At 72.1% G+C, this 18091-nt stretch carries 11 protein-coding genes; 4 read left to right on the plus strand and 7 right to left on the minus strand.

What is annotated here, in order from left to right:
* Window positions 1-34: 34 nt before the first annotated feature.
* The gene (locus SLP03_RS27430) at window positions 35-5092 is read right to left on the minus strand and encodes an NAD-glutamate dehydrogenase (RefSeq protein WP_319463533.1); all 5058 of its coding nucleotides are present in this window, start codon (window positions 5090-5092) and stop codon (window positions 35-37) included.
* A gap of 287 nt (window positions 5093-5379) precedes the next feature.
* Between SLP03_RS27430 and SLP03_RS27435 the strand changes: the two genes are divergently transcribed.
* Window positions 5380-7347 (plus strand): penicillin-binding transpeptidase domain-containing protein, encoded by a 1968-nt coding sequence (locus SLP03_RS27435; protein ID WP_319463534.1) that lies wholly within the window; start codon window positions 5380-5382, stop codon window positions 7345-7347.
* A gap of 82 nt (window positions 7348-7429) precedes the next feature.
* Here the strand turns inward: SLP03_RS27435 and SLP03_RS27440 are convergent, their stop codons facing one another.
* The 6 genes from SLP03_RS27440 to SLP03_RS27465 form a co-directional block, all read right to left on the minus strand.
* Window positions 7430-8674 (minus strand): arginase family protein, encoded by a 1245-nt coding sequence (locus SLP03_RS27440; RefSeq protein WP_319463535.1) that lies wholly within the window; start codon window positions 8672-8674, stop codon window positions 7430-7432.
* Between the two features lie 66 nt (window positions 8675-8740).
* On the minus strand, window positions 8741-9658 hold the full coding sequence (locus SLP03_RS27445) for a tetratricopeptide repeat protein (RefSeq protein WP_319463536.1): 918 nt from the start codon (window positions 9656-9658) through the stop codon (window positions 8741-8743).
* 196 nt (window positions 9659-9854) lie between these two features.
* The gene (locus SLP03_RS27450; protein WP_319463537.1) at window positions 9855-11543 is read right to left on the minus strand and encodes a methylmalonyl-CoA mutase; all 1689 of its coding nucleotides are present in this window, start codon (window positions 11541-11543) and stop codon (window positions 9855-9857) included.
* A 95-nt stretch (window positions 11544-11638) separates the two neighbouring features.
* A complete protein-coding gene (locus SLP03_RS27455; RefSeq protein ID WP_319463538.1) occupies window positions 11639-12052 on the minus strand; it encodes an Asp23/Gls24 family envelope stress response protein in 414 nt (137 codons plus the stop codon).
* An 88-nt stretch (window positions 12053-12140) separates the two neighbouring features.
* Complete coding sequence (gene meaB, locus SLP03_RS27460; RefSeq protein WP_413644756.1) at window positions 12141-13076, minus strand: methylmalonyl Co-A mutase-associated GTPase MeaB; 936 nt, start codon at window positions 13074-13076, stop codon at window positions 12141-12143.
* Window positions 13077-13141: 65 nt separating this feature from the next.
* On the minus strand, window positions 13142-14341 hold the full coding sequence (locus SLP03_RS27465; RefSeq protein ID WP_319463540.1) for an acetyl-CoA C-acetyltransferase: 1200 nt from the start codon (window positions 14339-14341) through the stop codon (window positions 13142-13144).
* A 64-nt stretch (window positions 14342-14405) separates the two neighbouring features.
* Between SLP03_RS27465 and mce the strand changes: the two genes are divergently transcribed.
* From mce to SLP03_RS27480, 3 genes are all read left to right on the plus strand, one after another.
* Window positions 14406-14879 carry a methylmalonyl-CoA epimerase gene (gene mce / locus SLP03_RS27470; protein ID WP_319463541.1) on the plus strand — a complete coding sequence of 158 codons (474 nt, stop codon included), beginning with the start codon at window positions 14406-14408 and terminating at the stop codon, window positions 14877-14879.
* Between the two features lie 283 nt (window positions 14880-15162).
* Window positions 15163-16518, plus strand: coding sequence for a crotonyl-CoA carboxylase/reductase (ccrA, locus tag SLP03_RS27475; protein WP_319463554.1), 1356 nt, complete (start codon window positions 15163-15165; stop codon window positions 16516-16518).
* A 276-nt stretch (window positions 16519-16794) separates the two neighbouring features.
* Window positions 16795-18048 carry a DivIVA domain-containing protein gene (locus SLP03_RS27480; protein ID WP_319463542.1) on the plus strand — a complete coding sequence of 418 codons (1254 nt, stop codon included), beginning with the start codon at window positions 16795-16797 and terminating at the stop codon, window positions 18046-18048.
* Window positions 18049-18091: the final 43 nt, after the last annotated feature.

Genomic DNA, 18091 nt, shown 5'->3' on the forward strand with positions numbered 1-18091 from the left:
CGCCCGGGCGGCACCGCGCGGGGGCACGTCCGGATCAGGCCGCCGCCGAGGTCCGCACCAGGGTGCGGATCTGCCGCAGCAGCACCGACAGGGCGGACAGGTCGGCCCGGGACTCGTCGAACTCCCCCATCGCCCGGTGCGCCCGGTGGATCGAGGTGGCGTTCGCCTGCTCCCACTCCTGCACCCGCTCGTGCGGCGGAAGGTTGTCCGAAGTGGACCCGAGGACCTCCGCGGTGAGCGCGGCCAGCGCGGCGTACAGGTCGTAGCGCAGCGCCATCCGGGCCAAGGTCTGCCAGCGGTCCTCCCGCGGCAGCAGGGAGATCTTCGACAGCAGGGCGTCCACCCGGAACCGGTCGGAGAGGACGAAGTAGACCGAGGCCACCTCGCCCACGTCCCGGCCGGTGGACCGGGCGGTCTCCACCACGTCGAGCAGGCCGAAGCTGTACATCAGCCGGGTGGCCTGCTCGGCAAGCTCGCGCGGCAGCCCCTTGGAGGTCAGCGAGTCGATGTGCGCCGCGATGCCCTCGCGCTCGCTGCCGTAGAAGAGGTTCTCCAGGCCGGGCAGCAGCCGGGCGACCCCGTCCCGCAGCCGGTCGATCTCCGCCGGCACGTCGATCGGCGAGCGTCGGTTGCTGACCAGCCAGCGCACCGCCCGGTCGAGCAGCCGCCGGGTGTCCAGGTAGACGCTGGTCTGCAGCTCGGGCGAGACCTTGTTGTCCAGCGCCTCCACCGCATCCCAGAGCTGACGCAGCCCGAACACCTCGCGGACCACCACGTACGCCCGGAGCACGTCCGCCGCCGACGCCGCCGTCTCCTCGACGACCCGGAAGACGAACGAGATGCCGCCCCGGTTGATCGCCTCGTTGACCAGCACGGTGGTGACGATGTCCCGGCGCAGCCGGTGCCGGCCCATCCGGTCGGCGAACCGCTCCCGCAGCGGGGTCGGGAAGTAGTTGACCAGGACGTCGGTCGTCCACTCCTCGTCGGCCAGCCCCTCGGCCACGATCTCGCGTTCCAGCACGATCTTGACGTACGCCAGCAGCACCGCGAACTCCGGCGCGGTCAACCCGTTCTCGGTCCGGACCGCCAGCTCGTCGTCCGGCGGAAGCGCCTCCAGGGCCCGGTCGAGCTGGCCGGAGCGTTCCAGCTCGTTCAGCATCCGCCGGTGCACCGGGAGCAATGAGGCGGCCTGGGCCTGGGCGTTGTTGATCGCCCGGGCCTGGTCGTAGTTGTCCCGCAGCACCAGCTCGGCGATCTCGTCGGTCATCTCGGCGAGCAGCCCGTCCCGCTCGTTCACGGTCAGCTCGCCGTCGGCGACGGCCGTGTTGAGCAGGATCTTGATGTTCACCTCGTGGTCCGAGGTGTCCACACCGGCCGCGTTGTCGATGAAGTCGGTGTAGATCCGGCCGCCGTTCTGCGCGTACTCGATCCGGCCGTGCTGGGTGAAGCCCAGGTTGCCGCCCTCGCCGACCACCCGGCAGCGCAGGTGCTTGCCGTCCACCCGGATCGCGTCGTTGGACTTGTCCCCGACCTCGGCATTGGTCTGGCTCGACGCCTTCACGTAGGTGCCGATGCCGCCGTTCCAGAACAGGTCGACCGGCGCGGTCAGGATCGCCTTCATCAGCTCCTGCGGCGACAGGTGCTCGACGTCGTCGTCCAGGCCGATTACCGCCCGGACCTGCGCGGTGATCGGGATGGACTTGGCGGTACGCGGGAAGATCCCACCGCCGGCCGAGATCAGCTCCGGGTTGTAGTCCTCCCAGGACGACCGGGGCAGGTCGAACAGCCGCTTCCGCTCGGCGTGCGAGGTGGCGGCGTCCGGATCCGGGTCGAGGAAGAGGTGCCGGTGGTCGAAGGCGGCCACCAGCCGGATGTGCTCCGACAGCAGCATCCCGTTGCCGAACACGTCGCCGGACATGTCGCCGACGCCGACCACGGTGAAGTCCTCGGTCTGGGTGTCGTGCCCCAGCTCGCGGAAGTGCCGCTTCACCGACTCCCAGGCACCCCGGGCGGTGATGCCCATCTTCTTGTGGTCGTACCCGGCGGAGCCGCCGGAGGCGAACGCGTCGCCCAGCCAGAAGTTGTGCGCGGTGGAGATCTCGTTGGCGATGTCGGAGAAGGTCGCAGTGCCCTTGTCCGCCGCCACCACCAGGTACGGGTCGTCGGCGTCGTGCCGGACCACGTCGTCGGGCGGGACGATCTCGCCGCTGGCGATGTTGTCGGTGACGTCGAGCAGCGCCGACACGAACTCCTTGTAGCAGGCCACCGCCTCGTCCCGGTCGCCCGGCTTCTGCTTGAGCACGAAGCCGCCCTTGGCACCCACCGGCACGATCACCGTGTTCTTCACCATCTGCGCCTTGACCAGGCCAAGCACCTCGGTGCGGAAGTCCTCCCGCCGGTCGGACCAGCGCAACCCGCCCCGGGCCACCGGCCCGAACCGCAGGTGCACGCCCTCGAAGCGCGGCGAGTAGACGAAGATCTCGAACTTCGGCCGCGGCGCCGGCAGGTCCGGAATCGCCTGCGGGTCCAGCTTGACCGCCACGTACGGCTTGGGCCGCCCGCCGACCGGCCTCTGGTAGAAGCTGGTCCGCAGGGTCGCCTGGATCAGCGTCAGGTACGACCGCAGGATCCGGTCCTGGTCGAGGCTGGCCACCTCGTCCAGCGCCTCACCGATCGCGGTGACCAGTTCGCCGCCGCGCTGCCGCCGCTCGTCGAGCGTGGTCGCGCCAGGGGCGAACCGGGCCTCGAAGAGCTCCACCAGCAGCTCGGTGATCCGCGGGTACGCGATGAAGGTCTGCTCCATGTACTCCTGGGAGAAGACGGTGCCGGCCTGGCGCAGGTACTTCGCGTACGTCCGCAGCACCACCACCTGCCGCCAGGTCAGCCCGGCGCGCAGCACCAGCTCGTTGAAGCCGTCCACCTCGGCCTCGCCCCGCCACGCCGCCGCGAAGGCGTTCTCCACGTGCGGGCGGACCTCGGCCAGCTCCTGGTGCGCCTCGGGCAGCCGCAGCCCGAAGTCGTAGAGGAAGACCCGACCGTCGATCCGGTCCACCTCGTACGGGTGCTCGTCGACCACCCGGACGCCGAGCGAGTGCAGCACCGGCAGCACGGCGGAGAGCATCATCGGCTCGCCGTACCGGTAGACCTTGAACCGGACGTCCATCGTCTCGTCGACGTCCGCGCCCGGCCGGCCCGGCCGCGGCGCGAACTGCTTGCGGAACAGGTGCATCTCGAGCTGGCCGGGCTCCTCCAGCAGCTCCAGCTTGGCCAGGTCCTTCATCGCCTCGTACGGCGTGTGCCCGTCCTTGTAGCCCTCCGGGAACGCGTCGGCGTACCGGCTGAACAGGTGCTTGGCCTGCTCGTCGCCGAGCTTGCGCTCCAGCACCAGCCGGTAGTCGTCGTCCCAGAGCCGGGTCGCGTCGGCCAGCTCCTCGGCGAGCAGGTCGGCGTCGAATTCGCCGGGCGGGTTGGTCGGGTCGGTCCGGACGATGAAGTGCAACCGGGCCAGCATCGACTCGGTGACCCGGGTGGTGTAGTCCACCCCGACGCCGTTCAGCTCGCGGAGCAGGATGTCCTGCATGCGCAGGCGGTTCTGGGTGGTGAACCGGTCCCGGGGCAGGTAGATGAGGCAGGAGATGAACCGCCCGTACGCGTCCCGGCGCAGGAAGACCCGCAGCTGCCGGCGACCGGCCATCCGCAGCACGCCGATCACCGCGTGGTACAGGTCGTCGGTCTTGATCTGGAACAGCTCGTCGCGCGGGTAGGTCTCCAGGATCTGCAGCAGGTCCTTGCCGGAGTGGCTGCGCTGGCTCAGCCCGGAGCGGTCGAGCACCTCGGCGACCTTGCGGCGGACCACCGGCAGCTCGCGCACACTGGTCCGGTACGCCGCGGTGGAGAAGAGACCCAGGAAGCGCCGCTCCCCGACCACCTCGCCGGCGTCATTGAAGATCTTGAAGCCGATGTAGTCGAGGTAGGCCGAGCGGTGCACGGTGGCCCGCGAGTTGGCCTTCGTGATGATCAGCAGGCGCTTCTCCAGCACCTTCTCGTGCGCCTCGGGGGTCATCGACGACAGCGCCCGGGCCTCCGGTGAGTCGGAGCGGAGGATCCCCAGCCCGGTCCCGAGCAGGGCCTCCAGCGCCTGCCCGCCCTCCCCGCCGTCGGTGTCGACCAGCCGGTACTCGCGGTACCCGAGGAAGGTGAAGTGGTCGTGCGCCAGCCAGCGCAGCAGCTCGACCGAGTCGGTGATGTCCTTCTCCGGCACCGGCGGCCGGTTGTCCGAGGTCCGTGCGGAGGCCAGCTCGTCGGCGAGCGCGAGGGCCCGCTGCCGCATCTTGGGCCAGTCCTCCACGGCCTCACGGACGTCGGTGAGCACCCGCTGCAGCTCCCGGCGGAGCTTCTCCCGGTCGGCCGCGTCGCGCACCGGGTCGATCTCGATCCGCATCCAGCTCTCGACCAGGTCGCCGGCGATCGCGTCGTCCGGTTCGACGTCGGCCGACACCTCGGTCAACCGGCCCAGCGGCTCCCGGCGGACCACCACCAGGGGGTGGACCAGCAGGTGCACGTCGAGGTGGTGCGAGTTGAGCAGGGCGGTCACCGAGTCGACCAGGAACGGCATGTCGTCGGTGACGATCTCGATGACGCTGTGGTGCTGTTCGGCGTCCGGCTCGTGGATGCGCAGCTTCAACTCGCCGGGAACCCGCTGCTGGGCCAGGTCCCGGTGCGCCCGGGCCGCGTCGAGCATCTCCTCGGCCGTGAAGCCGATCAGCTCCTCGTCCGGCGCGAACCGCCAGAAACGGCCGACCAGGGTCGCCGCGTCGTGGTCGTCACCGGCCAGCGCGACCGCCTGGGCCACCAGGCGCTCCGCGTTCGGTACCGGTTCGTCGAGTTCGGCGTCCTCCACGTCGTCGCCCAGCGCCTGCGTCGGCGGGCCCAGGTCGTAGAGCGTGTCGACGCTCGAACCGGTCATCCCGGTCGCGCCTGTGTCGAGATGGCCGAAACCATCCCCGTCGGTCGCCGAATCGAAGCTGTCGTCCCGGCCGGTGTCAGCCTGCCGGAGGTCGGGTCCCGGTTTGATCGCCGGACGCCGGTCCATCGGTGCCACTCCCCTCGACCCACCGCGTTGTGGGTCACTCTCCGCCCAGCCTAGGCCCTACCGCTCTGCCCCTTCGTCGGCGGACCACCGGCCGGACGTCCGGATCGGGACTCTGTCCTTTCACCCGTTGCGGGTACGTGGTCGGCCGGTCGCGGAATACCCCGGCTCGCGATGTTCATCACACTGCCACAGTCCCGTCTTTCCGCACGTCGCAGCGGTGGCGGGGCGGTGGGGAAGCGCGGCCCGTACTAGCGTGCAGACCAGTTTCGTACCGGAGGGACAGCTTCATGCTCCTGTCGTACCCCGTTCGTCGTCGCCGCCCCCGGCTCCGGCCTGTCGTCGCGGCGGTGGCCGCCGCCGTGCTCGCCGCCGGGGCGCTGGCCGGGTGCTCGACCGAGGACGGCCCCGAGCACAGCGTCGACGCGTTCCTGGCCGGCTGGCGCTCCGGCGACCTGCACGCGGTCGGCTTCATCGAGGCGACCGGCGCCCGGGTGCCGGCGGCCGAGGTGATCAAGGAGATCCGGGGGCTCTCCGGGGAGCTGGTGGACACCCCGCCGGCGCTGAAGCGCAAGGGCAACGCCAAGGTCACCGCGGACATTGCGGCCGTCCAGGTGGAGGTCGCCTGGACGCTGCCGGGGCAGACCCGCTGGGCGTACGACCGGCCGGTACGGCTCAAGCGCGGCGGCGACGACCAGTGGCAGGTGATCTGGGAGCCGGCGCTGGTGCAGGAGCAGCTGGAGGAGGGCGACCGGCTGGCGCTGCGCCGGGATGCCGCGCCGCGGGCCGGGGTCCTGGACGGCGCAGCCGCCCCGATCGTCGCGCCCCGACCGGTGGTCCGGGTCGGGCTGCAGCCGAGCGAGGTCACCGACGTGAAGGCGCTCAGCCGGCAGCTCGACGCCGCGTTCAAGGCGATCCGGCCGGCGCTCACCCCGCCGGTCGACCTGTCGGACCTGCCCAAGCGCCTCGCCGAGGCGGAGCCTGGGGCGTTCGTCGAGGTGGTGACGCTGCGCGACGAGGCGTACCGGCAGATCCGCCCGCGGATCTACGACCTGCCCGGCACCAAGTTCCGGGCCGAGAAGCTCGACCTGGCGCCGACCCGGGAGTTCGCCCGCGCGCTGCTCGGCTCGGTCGACCCGGCGCAGGCCGACGACCTGAAGGCGCACCCCGACCGGTACGTCGCCGGCGACCTGGTCGGCCACGGCGGCCTCCAGGGCCGGTACGACGACCGCCTGCGCGGCGTTCCCGGGCTCACCGTGGTCACCGAACGCCCCAAGGTCGGCGAGCCCGGCGTGACGACCGGCGCGGAGGTGTTCCGCAGCGAACCGAAGGCCGGACAGCCGTTGAAGACCACCCTCGACGTGGCCACCCAGAACGCCGCCGACGCAGCGCTGCGCGGGGAGAAGCGGCGCTCCGCCCTGGTGGCGGTCCGGATCAGCGACGGCGCGGTGCTCGCCGCGGCCAACGGGCCCGGCCCGGCCGGGGAGAACGTCGCCTTCACCGCCCAGGTGCCGCCCGGCTCGACGTTCAAGACGGTCAGCGCGCTCGCCCTGCTGGACAAGGGCGCGGTGACCCCGGAGGCGACGGTCGCCTGCCCGAAGACGTTCGTGGTGGACGGTCGGCCGTTCAAGAACTCCGACAACTTCGAGCTCGGCTCCGTGCCGTTCACCACCGACTTCGCGAAGTCCTGCAACACCGCCTTCGCCTCGCTGGCCCCGAAGCTCGGCCCGGACGGGCTCGCCGTCACCGGCCGTACCCTCGGCCTGGAGGCGAAGTGGGACCTCGGCGCCGACGTCTTCACCGGCACCGTCTCCACCGGCGGCTCCGCCACCGAGCAGGCCGCCGCGGCGATCGGCCAGGGCACCACCGTGGTCAGTCCGCTCGCGATGGCCGGCGCCACCGCCGCCGTCGCCCGGGGCCACTGGGAGCAGCCGAAGCTGGTGCTGGACCCGGCGCCGCAGCAGCCCACCCCGGCCGGGCCCGCCCTCAAGGCGGAGTCCGTCGCGGCGCTGAAGGCGATGATGCGCGCGGTGGTCACCGCCGGCACGGCGAGCGCCCTGAAGGACGTCCCCGGCGAGCCGGTCTACGGCAAGACCGGCACCGCCGAGTACGACAACAACCCGGCGCACACCCACGCCTGGTTCGTCGGCTGGCAGGGTGACGTGGCGTTCGCGGTCTTCGTCGAGCAGGGCGGGTCGAGCACGGACAGCGCGGTGCCGATCAGCGGGCGCTTCCTCCGCGCCCTCGCCGCCCGCTGATCCCCGGTGGCGTCGGTTCGCCGGCGGGCCACCAGGTCCGGCAGGCAGCGTGCCGGCGCCGCCGCGAAGACCGCGGGCCCGGTCAGGCGATGCCGGCGCTCGGCCCGGGGGAATCGTCGTCGCCCGGCTCGTGCGCGGGTTCCACCTCCGGCGGCGCCGTCCGGCGCAACAACGCGGGTCCTGCCGGGGCGCGCGGCCCCACCGGCTCGGGACCGTCCGGCTGGACCGGATCGGCGGCGTCCATCGACGTGACGTCCCCGGCGACCGGACCGATCGGCTCGACCGCCACCGCGGGAGCCGGCGTCACGGCGGGCGCCGGGGCGGCCAGGCCGCTCGGCCGGGGACGCCCGTTACTTCGCCTCGGGGACGGTGGCGTCGGGGTGGCCGGCAGCAGCCGCGGCGGCGTCGCGGCCGGCGCCGAGACCGGCGCCAACCCGGACACCACGGTGTTGACGATCTCGGCCGCGTACGAGCCGTCGGGGTCGTAGTCGGGGTCGAAGACGGTCAGCTCGACGCCGAGGCAGTGCGGCGTGTCGACCAGGCCGGCGAGGAGGATCTCCAGCTCGGCGAAGGCGATCCCGCCCGGGTCCGGGGCGTCCACCGCCGGCATCACCGCCGGGTCGAGCACGTCCACGTCGATGTGCACCCAGTAGCCGGCGCAGTCGGCGAGCTGGTCGTGCGCCCACTGGGCGGTCCGGGCGGCACCCTCGGCGCGCAGCGCCGGCACCGGCCGGGTGGTGATGCCGGCGGCCTGCAGGTCCAGGCGGTATTCGTCCTGTGCCCGGATGCCGAGGACCACCACGTCGATGTCCCGGAAGTACGGGCGGCGCCCCTCGATGGCGGCCAGGTCTGCCTGCCCCCGCCCAGTGACCAGGGCGAGGTCCTCACCCGCCGCCGCGCCGACGTAGGAGGCGTTGCCGGGGTGCCGGAAGTCGGAGTGGCCGTCCACAAAAACCAGCCCGATCCGGCCGCCGACCGCCTCGCCGAGCCGGTGCATGGCCAGCGCGGAGCCGAGCAGCACCGAGCAGTCCCCGCCGACCACCAGCGGGAACTCGCCGCGGTCGATGATCGCGCCGATCCGGTCGGCCAGCGCCACCGAATACCCGGAGATCTCCCGGGCGTGGCAGACGCCGTCGCCGGGGCGCCAGTCACCGGGGTCGTACCGGGGCGGGGTAATGCAGCCCGCGTCCCGGGCGCGCAGCCGGGCGAGCAGGCCGTGGTCGCGCAGCGCGCCGGGCGCCTTGGCGCAGCCCGGCACCGAGGTGGACGTGGGTGGGCGCAGTCCCAGGTTGGTCGGCGCGTCGAGGACGGCGATCCGGCGCATCATGAGCTCCCGTCCTCGATGATCGGGCGGGCCGGCCGGAACGCCGGCCCGCGCTGGGGTGCTATGGACTCAGAACAGGGCGCTGGCCAGGGCCCGGCGGGCCGAGGCGACCGCGGGGTCGTCCGGGCCGGCGATGGTGAAGAGCGAGACCAGGTGCTGGCGTACCTTCTCCCGGTCGTCGCCGGCCGTCCGCCGGACCAATCCGACCAGCCGCCGGTAGGCCTGCTCCGCCATCCCGCTGAGCACCTCGATGTCGGCGGCGAGGAGCTGGGCCTCGACGTCGTCGGGGGCGCCCTCGGCGGTGGTGAGCGCGGCCTGCGGGTCGGCGCCGGCGACCCGGCGGGCCAGGCTGACCTGGGCGAGCCCGGCCTCGGCCGCGGCGTCCGCCGGCGACTCGGCCAGGATCTTCCGGTACGCCTGCTCGGCGGTGTCCAGGTCGCCGCTCATCAGCGCGTCGTCGGCCTCGTCGAGCCGGGGGTCCTCGGGCTCGGCGACGGCGACGCCGCCGGCCTGGAGCACGGCACCGATCCACTGGCGGAGCTGGGCCTCCGGCACCACGCCGGAGAAGGCGTCGATCGGCTGGCCACCGACCACGGCGTAGACCATCGGGATGCCCTGCACCCGGAACATCTGGGCGATCCGCGGGTTGGCGTCCACGTCCACCTTGGCGAGCACCCATGCGCCGTCGCCCTCGGCGGCCAGCCGCTCCAGCACCGGGGAGAGCTGCTTGCACGGCTCGCACCACTCGGCCCAGAAGTCCACGATCACCGGTGTGCTCAGTGAGCGTTCGAGGACCTCCGTCTGGAAGGTCTCCTCGGTCACGTCGATCACGGCCACCCCGCCGCCGGCGGGAGTGCCCGGAAGACCGGTGGGCGGGCCGGACTGGGCCGGTGTGGTGGGACGGGCGGGGGCCGGTGTGCCGCGCAGCGCGCTGAGGTCGACCGCGCCGCGGGTGAAGATCGACGAGGTGATCCGTGGGTCGCTCATGGTTATCTAGTCTCGCACGGACCCCGCCGAACTCAGATCAACCGCGACGGCGACAGTTGCAGTTCTCACCCTGCTCACCGCCCCTCTCGCCGCCGCCCCCGCCACCCCTCCGCGATCTTGCCCTTTCCGCCCCGGCAAATGCGACAGATGTCGCATCAGGCGGGCCCGAAATGCAAGATCGCGGAGGGTGAGTGGGTCAGAAGCGGGCGGGTTCGCGGTAGATGCCCCACTCGGCGCGGAGGGCGTCGCAGATCTCGCCGAGGGTGGCCTCGGCGCGGACCGCGGCCAGCATGGCCGGGATCATGTTCTCGTCGGTACGGCTGACCTCGACCATACGGTCGACGGCGACCTTGACCGCGGCCTCGTCGCGGGCGGTCTTGCGCTCGGCCAGCACCCGGCGCTGCTCCAGCTCCACCTCGTGCGAGATGCGCAGGATCTCCAGGTCCTTGGCGATCGTGCCGGTGTGGCAGTTGACCCCGACGATCCTCTTGTCGCCCTTCTCCAGCGCCTGCTGGTAGACGAAGGCCGACTCGGCGATGTGGCTGGTGAACCAGCCGTCCTCGATGCCGCGCAGGATGCCCGAGGTCATCGGCCCGATCTGGTGCGGCCCCTCGCCGCCGAGCTGGCGGATCCGGGCGAAGATCTCCTCGGCCTCGGCCTCGATCTTGTCGGTGAGCGCCTCGACGTACCACGACCCGCCGAGCGGGTCGGCCACGTTGATCACCCCGGTCTCCTCCATCAGCACCTGCTGGGTACGCAGGGCGATCTCGGCGGACTCGTCGGTGGGCAGCGCCAGGGTCTCGTCGAGGGCGTTGGTGTGCAGCGAGTTGGTCCCGCCGAGCACCGCGGCGAGCGCCTCGACGGCGGTCCGCACCACGTTGTTGACCGGCTGCGGAGCGGTCAGCGACACCCCGGCGGTCTGCGTGTGGAACCGCAGCCAGAGCGCCTTCTCGCTGGTGGCGCCGTAGACGTCGCGCAGCCAGCGGGCCCAGATCCGGCGGGCGGCCCGGAACTTCGCGATCTCCTCGAAGAAGTCCACGTGCGAGTCGAAGAAGAAGCTCAGCCCCGGGGCGAAGACGTTCACGTCGAGCCCGCGCGACAGCCCCAGCTCCACGTAGCCGAACCCGTCGGCCAGGGTGTACGCCAGCTCCTGCGCGGCGGTCGAGCCGGCCTCGCGGATGTGGTACCCGGAGACCGACAGCGGCTTGTACCGCGGGATCTCCCGGGCGCAGTACTCCATCAGGTCGCCGATCAGGCGCAGGTGCGGCTCCGGGTCGAAGAGCCACTCCTTCTGCGCGATGTACTCCTTGAAGATGTCGGTCTGCAACGTCCCGTCCAACTTGGACAGGTCGGCGCCCTGCCGCTCGGCGGCGACCAGGTACATGCAGAAGACCGGCACCGCCGGGCCGGAGATGGTCATCGACGTCGTGACGCCGGCCAGGTCGATGCCGTCGAAGAGCGCCTGCATGTCGGTGGCGGTGTCGATCGCGACGCCGCAGTGGCCGACCTCGCCGAGCGCCTGCGGGTCGTCGGAGTCCCGGCCCATCAGCGTCGGCATGTCGAACGCCACGGAGAGCCCGCCGCCGCCGGCGCCGAGGATCATCTTGTAGCGCTCGTTGGTCTGCTGGGCGTTGCCGAAGCCGGCGAACTGCCGGATCGTCCAGGTCCGCCCGCGGTAGCCGGTCGGGTACAACCCCCGGGTGTACGGGAACTCCCCCGGCCAGCCGATCCGCTCGAAGCCTGGGTAGGCGGTGTCCTCCGGCGGGCCGTACACCGGATCCACGGTCATCCCGGAGAGCGTGGTGAAGTCCGCGTCCCGCTTGCGCGCGGCGTCGTAGCGGGCCTGCCAGCGTGCCCGTCCGGCGGCGATCTCGTCGGCGTTCATCCGCGGAGCTCCTCCTCGAGTCCTCGACTGAAGTCCGAGTGTAGAACGGCTGCCTGAACGATCACTAAGGAAGTCCGTACCGGCCGGTAACCTGGTCAGGCCGACGGCACCGCCGGACCGCCGAGGGCCACGTCGTCGACCCGGATGTTGATCTCGTCGACCCGCAGCCCGTACGCCTCGACCGCCGCCGTCACCGCGGAGCGCACCGCGTCGGCCACCTCGGGCACCGGGCGGCCGCCCTCGATCACCAGCACCAGGTTGACCACCGCCGCGCCGTCCGTGACGTGCGCCGAGCAGCCCCGCCGGGCGTCCCCCACCTGGTTCAGCCCGACCTTGTCGAGCACCGCGTTGAAGAACCGGGCCACGTCCCCGCCCAGCTCGGCCACCCCGGGCACGGACCTCGCGGCGGCCACCGCGATCTTCTCCACCACCTCGTCCGAGACGTGCGTCGTGCCGCCCGCCACCGCGTCCGGCGTCACCGACAGCTCCTGGGTCGCCTCGTCAGCCATGCACTTCCCCCACCACACACCCGCGCACCGCCCCACGGCCGTGAGGCGGTGCGAGCGTACTGGGTGGGTCCGGTCCGCTGTGGACCGCTCAGGCGCCGAGCTGGGCCAGCAGCTCGCCGGCGGCCGCGTACGGGTCGATGGCGCCCTCGGCCACCTTGGCGGCGAGCGTCGGCAGCTCCGTACCGTCGCGCAGGGACCCGATCCGGTTGCGCAGCACACCCAGGGCGATGGCCTCGACCTCGGCGGCGGCCCGCGCCTCGCGGCGGCGGCGCAGCTCGTCGTGCTGCTCCAGCCAGCCGCGGTGCTTGTCGATCGCGGCGGCGATGTCGTCGATGCCCTCGGCCCGCGTGGCGACGGCACGCACCACCTGCGGCCGCCACTCGCCGGGACCCCGCTCGCCCAGGGCGATCATGCCTTGGATGTCGCGGACGGCGGCGTCGGCGCCGTCCCGGTCGGCCTTGTTGACCACGAAGACGTCGGCGATCTCCAGGATGCCGGCCTTGACCGCCTGGATCGCGTCGCCCATGCCCGGGGCGAGCAGCACCAGCGTGGTGTCGGCCAGCGAGGCCACCTCCACCTCGGCCTGCCCGACGCCGACGGTCTCCACCAGCACCACGTCGCAGCCGGCGCCCTCGAGCACCCGGACCGCCTGCGGGGTCGCCGCGGACAACCCGCCGAGGTGGCCCCGGCTGGACATCGAGCGGATGTAGACGCCCGGGTCGGTGGCGTGGTCCTGCATCCGGACCCGGTCACCGAGGATCGCGCCGCCGGTGAACGGGCTGGACGGGTCGATGGCCAGCACGCCGACCCGGTGGCCGCGCGCCCGCAGCGCCCGGACCAGCTCGTTGGTGGTGGTCGACTTGCCCACGCCCGGGGACCCGGTCAGGCCCACCACCTGGGCCTGCCCGGCGTACGGCGCGAGGGCCGCCGCGACCTGCGGCAGCACTTCGTCGCCGGACTCGACCAGGGTGATCAGGCGGGCCACCGCGCGGGGGTCACCCGCGCGGGCCCGCTCCACCAGCATCGGTACGTCCCGGCTGCGGCGCACCGATGCGGTGGCCGCCGCCGGGGCGTTCTCGACGGTCTCACTCACTGCTGCGTCTCGCCGCCCGCCGGTACGTGGATGATCAGCGCGTCGCCCTGGCCGCCACCGCCGCAGAGCGCGGCCGCGCCGGTGCCGCCGCCGCGCCGCTTCAGCTCCAGCGCCAGGGTGAGCACCAGCCGGGCGCCGGACATGCCGATCGGGTGGCCGAGCGCGATCGCGCCGCCGTTGACGTTCACCTTGTCGGTGCTGATCCCGAGGTCCCGGGCGGACTGGATGCCGACCTGGGCGAACGCCTCGTTGATCTCGATGAGGTCGAGGTCGGCGACGCTGAGGCCGCCCTTCTTGAGGGCGTGGTTGATGGCGTTGGACGGCTGCGAGTGCAGGGAGTTGTCCGGGCCGGCGACGTTGCCGTGCGCGCCGATCTCGGCCAGCCAGGTCAGCCCCAGCTCCTTGGCCTTGGCCTTGCTCATCACGACCACCGCGGCGGCGCCGTCGGAGATCGGCGAGGAGCTGCCGGCGGTGATCGTGCCGTCCTTGGCGAATGCCGGGCGGAGCTTGGCCAGCGACTCGGCGGTGGTGTCCGGGCGGATGCCCTCGTCCTCGCTGATCACCAGCGGGTCGCCCTTGCGCTGCGGGATGATCACCGGGCTGATCTCGTCGGCGAAGTGGCCGTTCTTCTGCGCGGCGGCGGCCCGCTGGTGGCTGGCCGCGGCGAAGGCGTCCTGCTCCTCGCGGGTGATGCCGTGCTTCACGCCGTGCCGCTCGGTCGACTCGCCCATCGAGCAGCAGTCCCAGGCGTCGCTGAGCCCGTCGAGGGCCATGTGGTCCTTGATCGTGACGTCGCCGTACTTGTAGCCGCTGCGCTGGCCGAGCAGCAGGTGCGGGGCGTTGGTCATCGACTCCATGCCGCCGGCCACCACGATGTCGAACTCGCCGGCCCGGATGAGCTGGTCGGCCAGGGCGATCGCGTCCAGGCCGGAGAGGCAGACCTTGTTGATGGTCAGCGCCGGCACGGACATCGGGATGCCCGCCTCGACCGCCGCCTGGCGGGCCGGGATCTGACCGGCGCCGGCCTGGAGCACCTGACCCATGATCACGTACTGCACCTGGTCCGGGGCGACGCCGGCGCGCTCCAGCGCGGCCTTGATCGCCACCCCGCCGAGCTTCGTCGCCGGGAGGTCCTTGAGGTTGCCCAGCAGCCGACCCATGGGGGTCCGCGCGCCGCTGACGATCACCGAAGCCATGCCTGCCTCCGAAGGGGGGGTGCCGACCTGTACGCCTTAACGATTGTTCGGTCAGACTAGCGCCATGGCAGAGAACTCCCCCGCCGAGCCCAGTGCGGACTACGTCACAGACATCGGGCTGCGCCGCATCGACCACGTCGGGATCGCCGTGGCCGACCTGGACGCCGCGATCGACTTCTACGAGCGCACCTTCGGGATGCGCTGCGTGCACACCGAGACCAACACCGAGCAGGGCGTACGCGAGGCGATGCTGGCCGTCGGCCCGACCACCGAGGGCGGCTGCGTGCAACTGCTCGCCCCGCTGACGCCGGAGTCGACCATCGCCAAGTTCCTGGACCGGAACGGACCGGGCGTGCAGCAGGTCGCGTACACGGTGGCGGACATCGACGCGGCCTGCGCGGCGCTGCGCGAGCGCGGCGTGCGACTGCTCTACGAGACCCCGAAGCGCGGCACCGCCGACTCCTGGATCAACTTCGTCCACCCGAAGGACGCCGGCGGTGTCCTGGTCGAGCTGGTCGAGCCGGCCGCCGGCCACTGACCGGCCCCCGGGTCGACGAAGGTCGTCGGGGTTCCGTCCCATCACGCGGGAACGAGCGCGGCGGTGCGCGGTACCCCGTTCCCACGGACACCTCCACGCATCGGTCGATGCAGTTTTTCACAGAGGGCTTCCCGCCCTAGCTACCGTTCAGTAACGTGCGGCCCCACAAGGAGCGCGACCGATGCCGGATGTGTCGATTGCCGACATGGCGGTCGGTCGCACCGGCGCCGACGATGGCAGCACCCCTGCCCCCGGCGTGGGTGCGGACGAACGGGAGGTCACCGTGCAGGACATCCTCGAAGCGATCATGGCGGCGGAGGGCTCGGCGCAGCCCGAGCGGGAGCTCGCCGGCCTCGCCGGCCTGCCGGTACCGGAGACCTACCGAGGCGTGGTGGTGCGCGCGGAGGACACCCGGATGTTCGACGGGATGGCCACCCGGGACAAGGACCCGCGCAAGGCCCTGCACCTGCAGGAGGTGCCCACCCCGGAGCTCGGCCCGGGCGAGGCCCTGGTCGCGGTGATGGCCAGCGCGATCAACTACAACACCGTCTGGACCAGCATCTTCGAGCCGCTGCCGACGTTCAAGTTCCTCCAGCGGTACGGCCGGCTCTCCGAGCTGACCCGCCGGCACGACCTGCCGTACCACGTGGTCGGCTCGGACGCGGCCGGCGTGGTGCTGCGGACCGGGCCCGGCGTGACGAAGTGGAAGGCCGGCGACGAGGTGGTCGCGCACTGCCTCTCCGTCGAGCTGGAGGATGCGGCCGGCCACGACGACACCATGCTCGACCCGCAGCAGCGGATCTGGGGCTTCGAGACCAACTTCGGCGGCCTCGCCGAGGTGGCCGTGGTCAAGGCCAACCAGCTGATGCCCAAGCCGCGCCACCTGAGCTGGGAGGAGGCGGCCAGCCCCGGGCTGGTCAACTCCACCGCGTACCGGCAGCTGGTCTCCCACCACGGGGCCAACATGAAGCAGGGCGACGTGGTGCTGATCTGGGGCGCCTCCGGCGGCCTGGGCGGCTACGCCACCCAGATGGCGCTCAACGGCGGGGCCATCCCGGTCTGCGTGGTCTCCTCCCCCGAGAAGGCCGAGCTGTGCCGGAAGATGGGCGCCGAGCTGGTCATCGACCGCGCGGCCGAGGGCTTCCGGTTCTGGAAGGACGAGGAGACCCAGGACCCGGACGAGTGGCGCCGCTTCGGTGAGCGGATCCGCGAGCTGACCGGCGGCGAGGACCCGGACATCGTCTTCGAGCACCCCGGCCGGGAGACCTTCGGCGCCAGCGTCTACGTGGCCAAGCGCGGCGGCACCATCGTCACCTGCGCTTCCACCAGCGGCTACCAGCACCAGTACGACAACCGGTACCTCTGGATGCACCTCAAGCGGATCGTCGGCAGCCACTTCGCCAACTACCACGAGGCCTGGCAGGCCAACCGGCTCGTGGCGCTCGGCCAGATCCACCCGACGGTGTCGAAGACCTACCCGCTGGAGCAGACCGGCCAGGCCGCGTACGAGGTGCACCGCAACGCGCACCAGGGCAAGGTCGGGGTCCGGTGCCTCGCGCCGACCGACGGCCTCGGCGTCCGCGACACCGAGCTGCGCGCCCGACACGAAACGGCGATCAACCGGTTCCGCGGCCACTGAGCCGTACGGGTGATGCCGGGATGACCATTGCGGCGAGGCGCCCATTGCCTTTTCACCACCCGGCACACCATTCGAGTCACGGCTGACAAAGGGCCGCGGGCATCGTCCCGCGGCCCTTTTCCCGCTCACCTCGGCTGACGTCCGACCCGCCCGGGACCTGCCAAGATCGCCGTTTGGTCCGGTCGTGTCGGCCCCCGAAGTTGACCATGTAATGAGGACACGAAAGCTGCCCACCGCTCTTGCGAAGCACCCTGGGGCGTCTGCGAGTATGTCCCAATGCCCCAGCAGCAGTCCTCCCCTCTTGCGTTCTTCGATAACGCGAACTCTCAGCCCGATTTCACCGTTGGCCTGCGCGGATACAACACCGGTCAGGTCGATGACTTCATCGGTCGGCTGACCGCCGCGCTGACCCAGTCCGAGCAGGCCCGCGCCGAGGCCGAGCAGCGGATGAACGACGCCCAGCGCCGGCTCCGCCAGGCCGAGCAGCGCCAGAACGCGCTGGAGCAGAAGCTCACCGACACCAACAAGCAGCTCGAGGAGAACAGCCGGCCGACCCTCTCCGGCCTGGGCACCCGTGTCGAGCAGATCCTCCGGCTGGCCGAGGAGCAGGCCAACGACCACCGCAACGAGGCCAAGCGCGAGTCGGAGGGCATCCTCTCCGCCGCCCGCCTCGAGGCCCGCGAGATCACCGACAAGGCCCGCGCCGAGGCCGCCGCGATGAAGGCCAACGCGGAGCGGGAGGCTGGCAGCGCCCGCACCGCCGCCGAGCGGGAGGCCGCGGAGGTCCGGGTCCAGGCCCGCCGCGAGGCGGACACGCTGCGCGCGGACGCCGACCGGGAGACCAAGCAGCTGCGTACCGTCACCGCGCACGAGGTGGCCGAGCTGAAGTCCACCGTCGAGCGTGAGGTCGCCACCCTGCGGGCGACCGCCGAGCGGGAGATCACCCAGCAGCGGGCCAAGGCCGCGCGGGAGGCCGAGGAGAAGCGCGCCGAGGCGACCAAGCTGCTCACCGACGCGCGCGACAAGCGCGACAAGGACCTGCAGGCCCTGGAGCTCCAGCTCGCCGAGCGGCGGGAGAAGGCCGAACGCGAGGAGTCCGAGCGGCACGCCGCCCAGGTCTCGCAGACCCAGAAGCTGGTCAGCGAGGCCGAGCAGCGGGCCCGGGCCGCGCAGGAGCGGGCCAAGGAGATCGAGCAGCGGGCCGAGGCCCGCCGGGTCGAGTCCGAGCGCAGCGCCAACGACACGGTGGAGAAGGCCAAGGCGCTGGCCGACAAGACGCTCTACGAGGCCAAGGCCGAGTCGCAGCGCCTGCTCAGCGAGGCCCGCACCGAGGCCGAGCTGACCACCCAGGCGGCCCGCCGCGAGGTCGAGGACCTCACCCGGCAGAAGGACGCCGTCACCTCCCAGCTCGGTCAGATGCTCTCCGGTCTCGCCGGCATCGTGCCGGGCATGCCGGTGGCCTCGGCCAAGCCGGAGCCGGCCAAGAAGGAGGGCTCCGAGGGGCGGGCCATCGCCGAAACGGCCAGCTGAGCATCACCCGCATCGGGGCATGATCCACGGCGCGGGGTGACAC

The sequence above is a fragment of the Micromonospora sp. RTP1Z1 genome, from assembly GCF_033804685.1.
In the GTDB taxonomy this organism is placed as follows: domain Bacteria; phylum Actinomycetota; class Actinomycetes; order Mycobacteriales; family Micromonosporaceae; genus Micromonospora.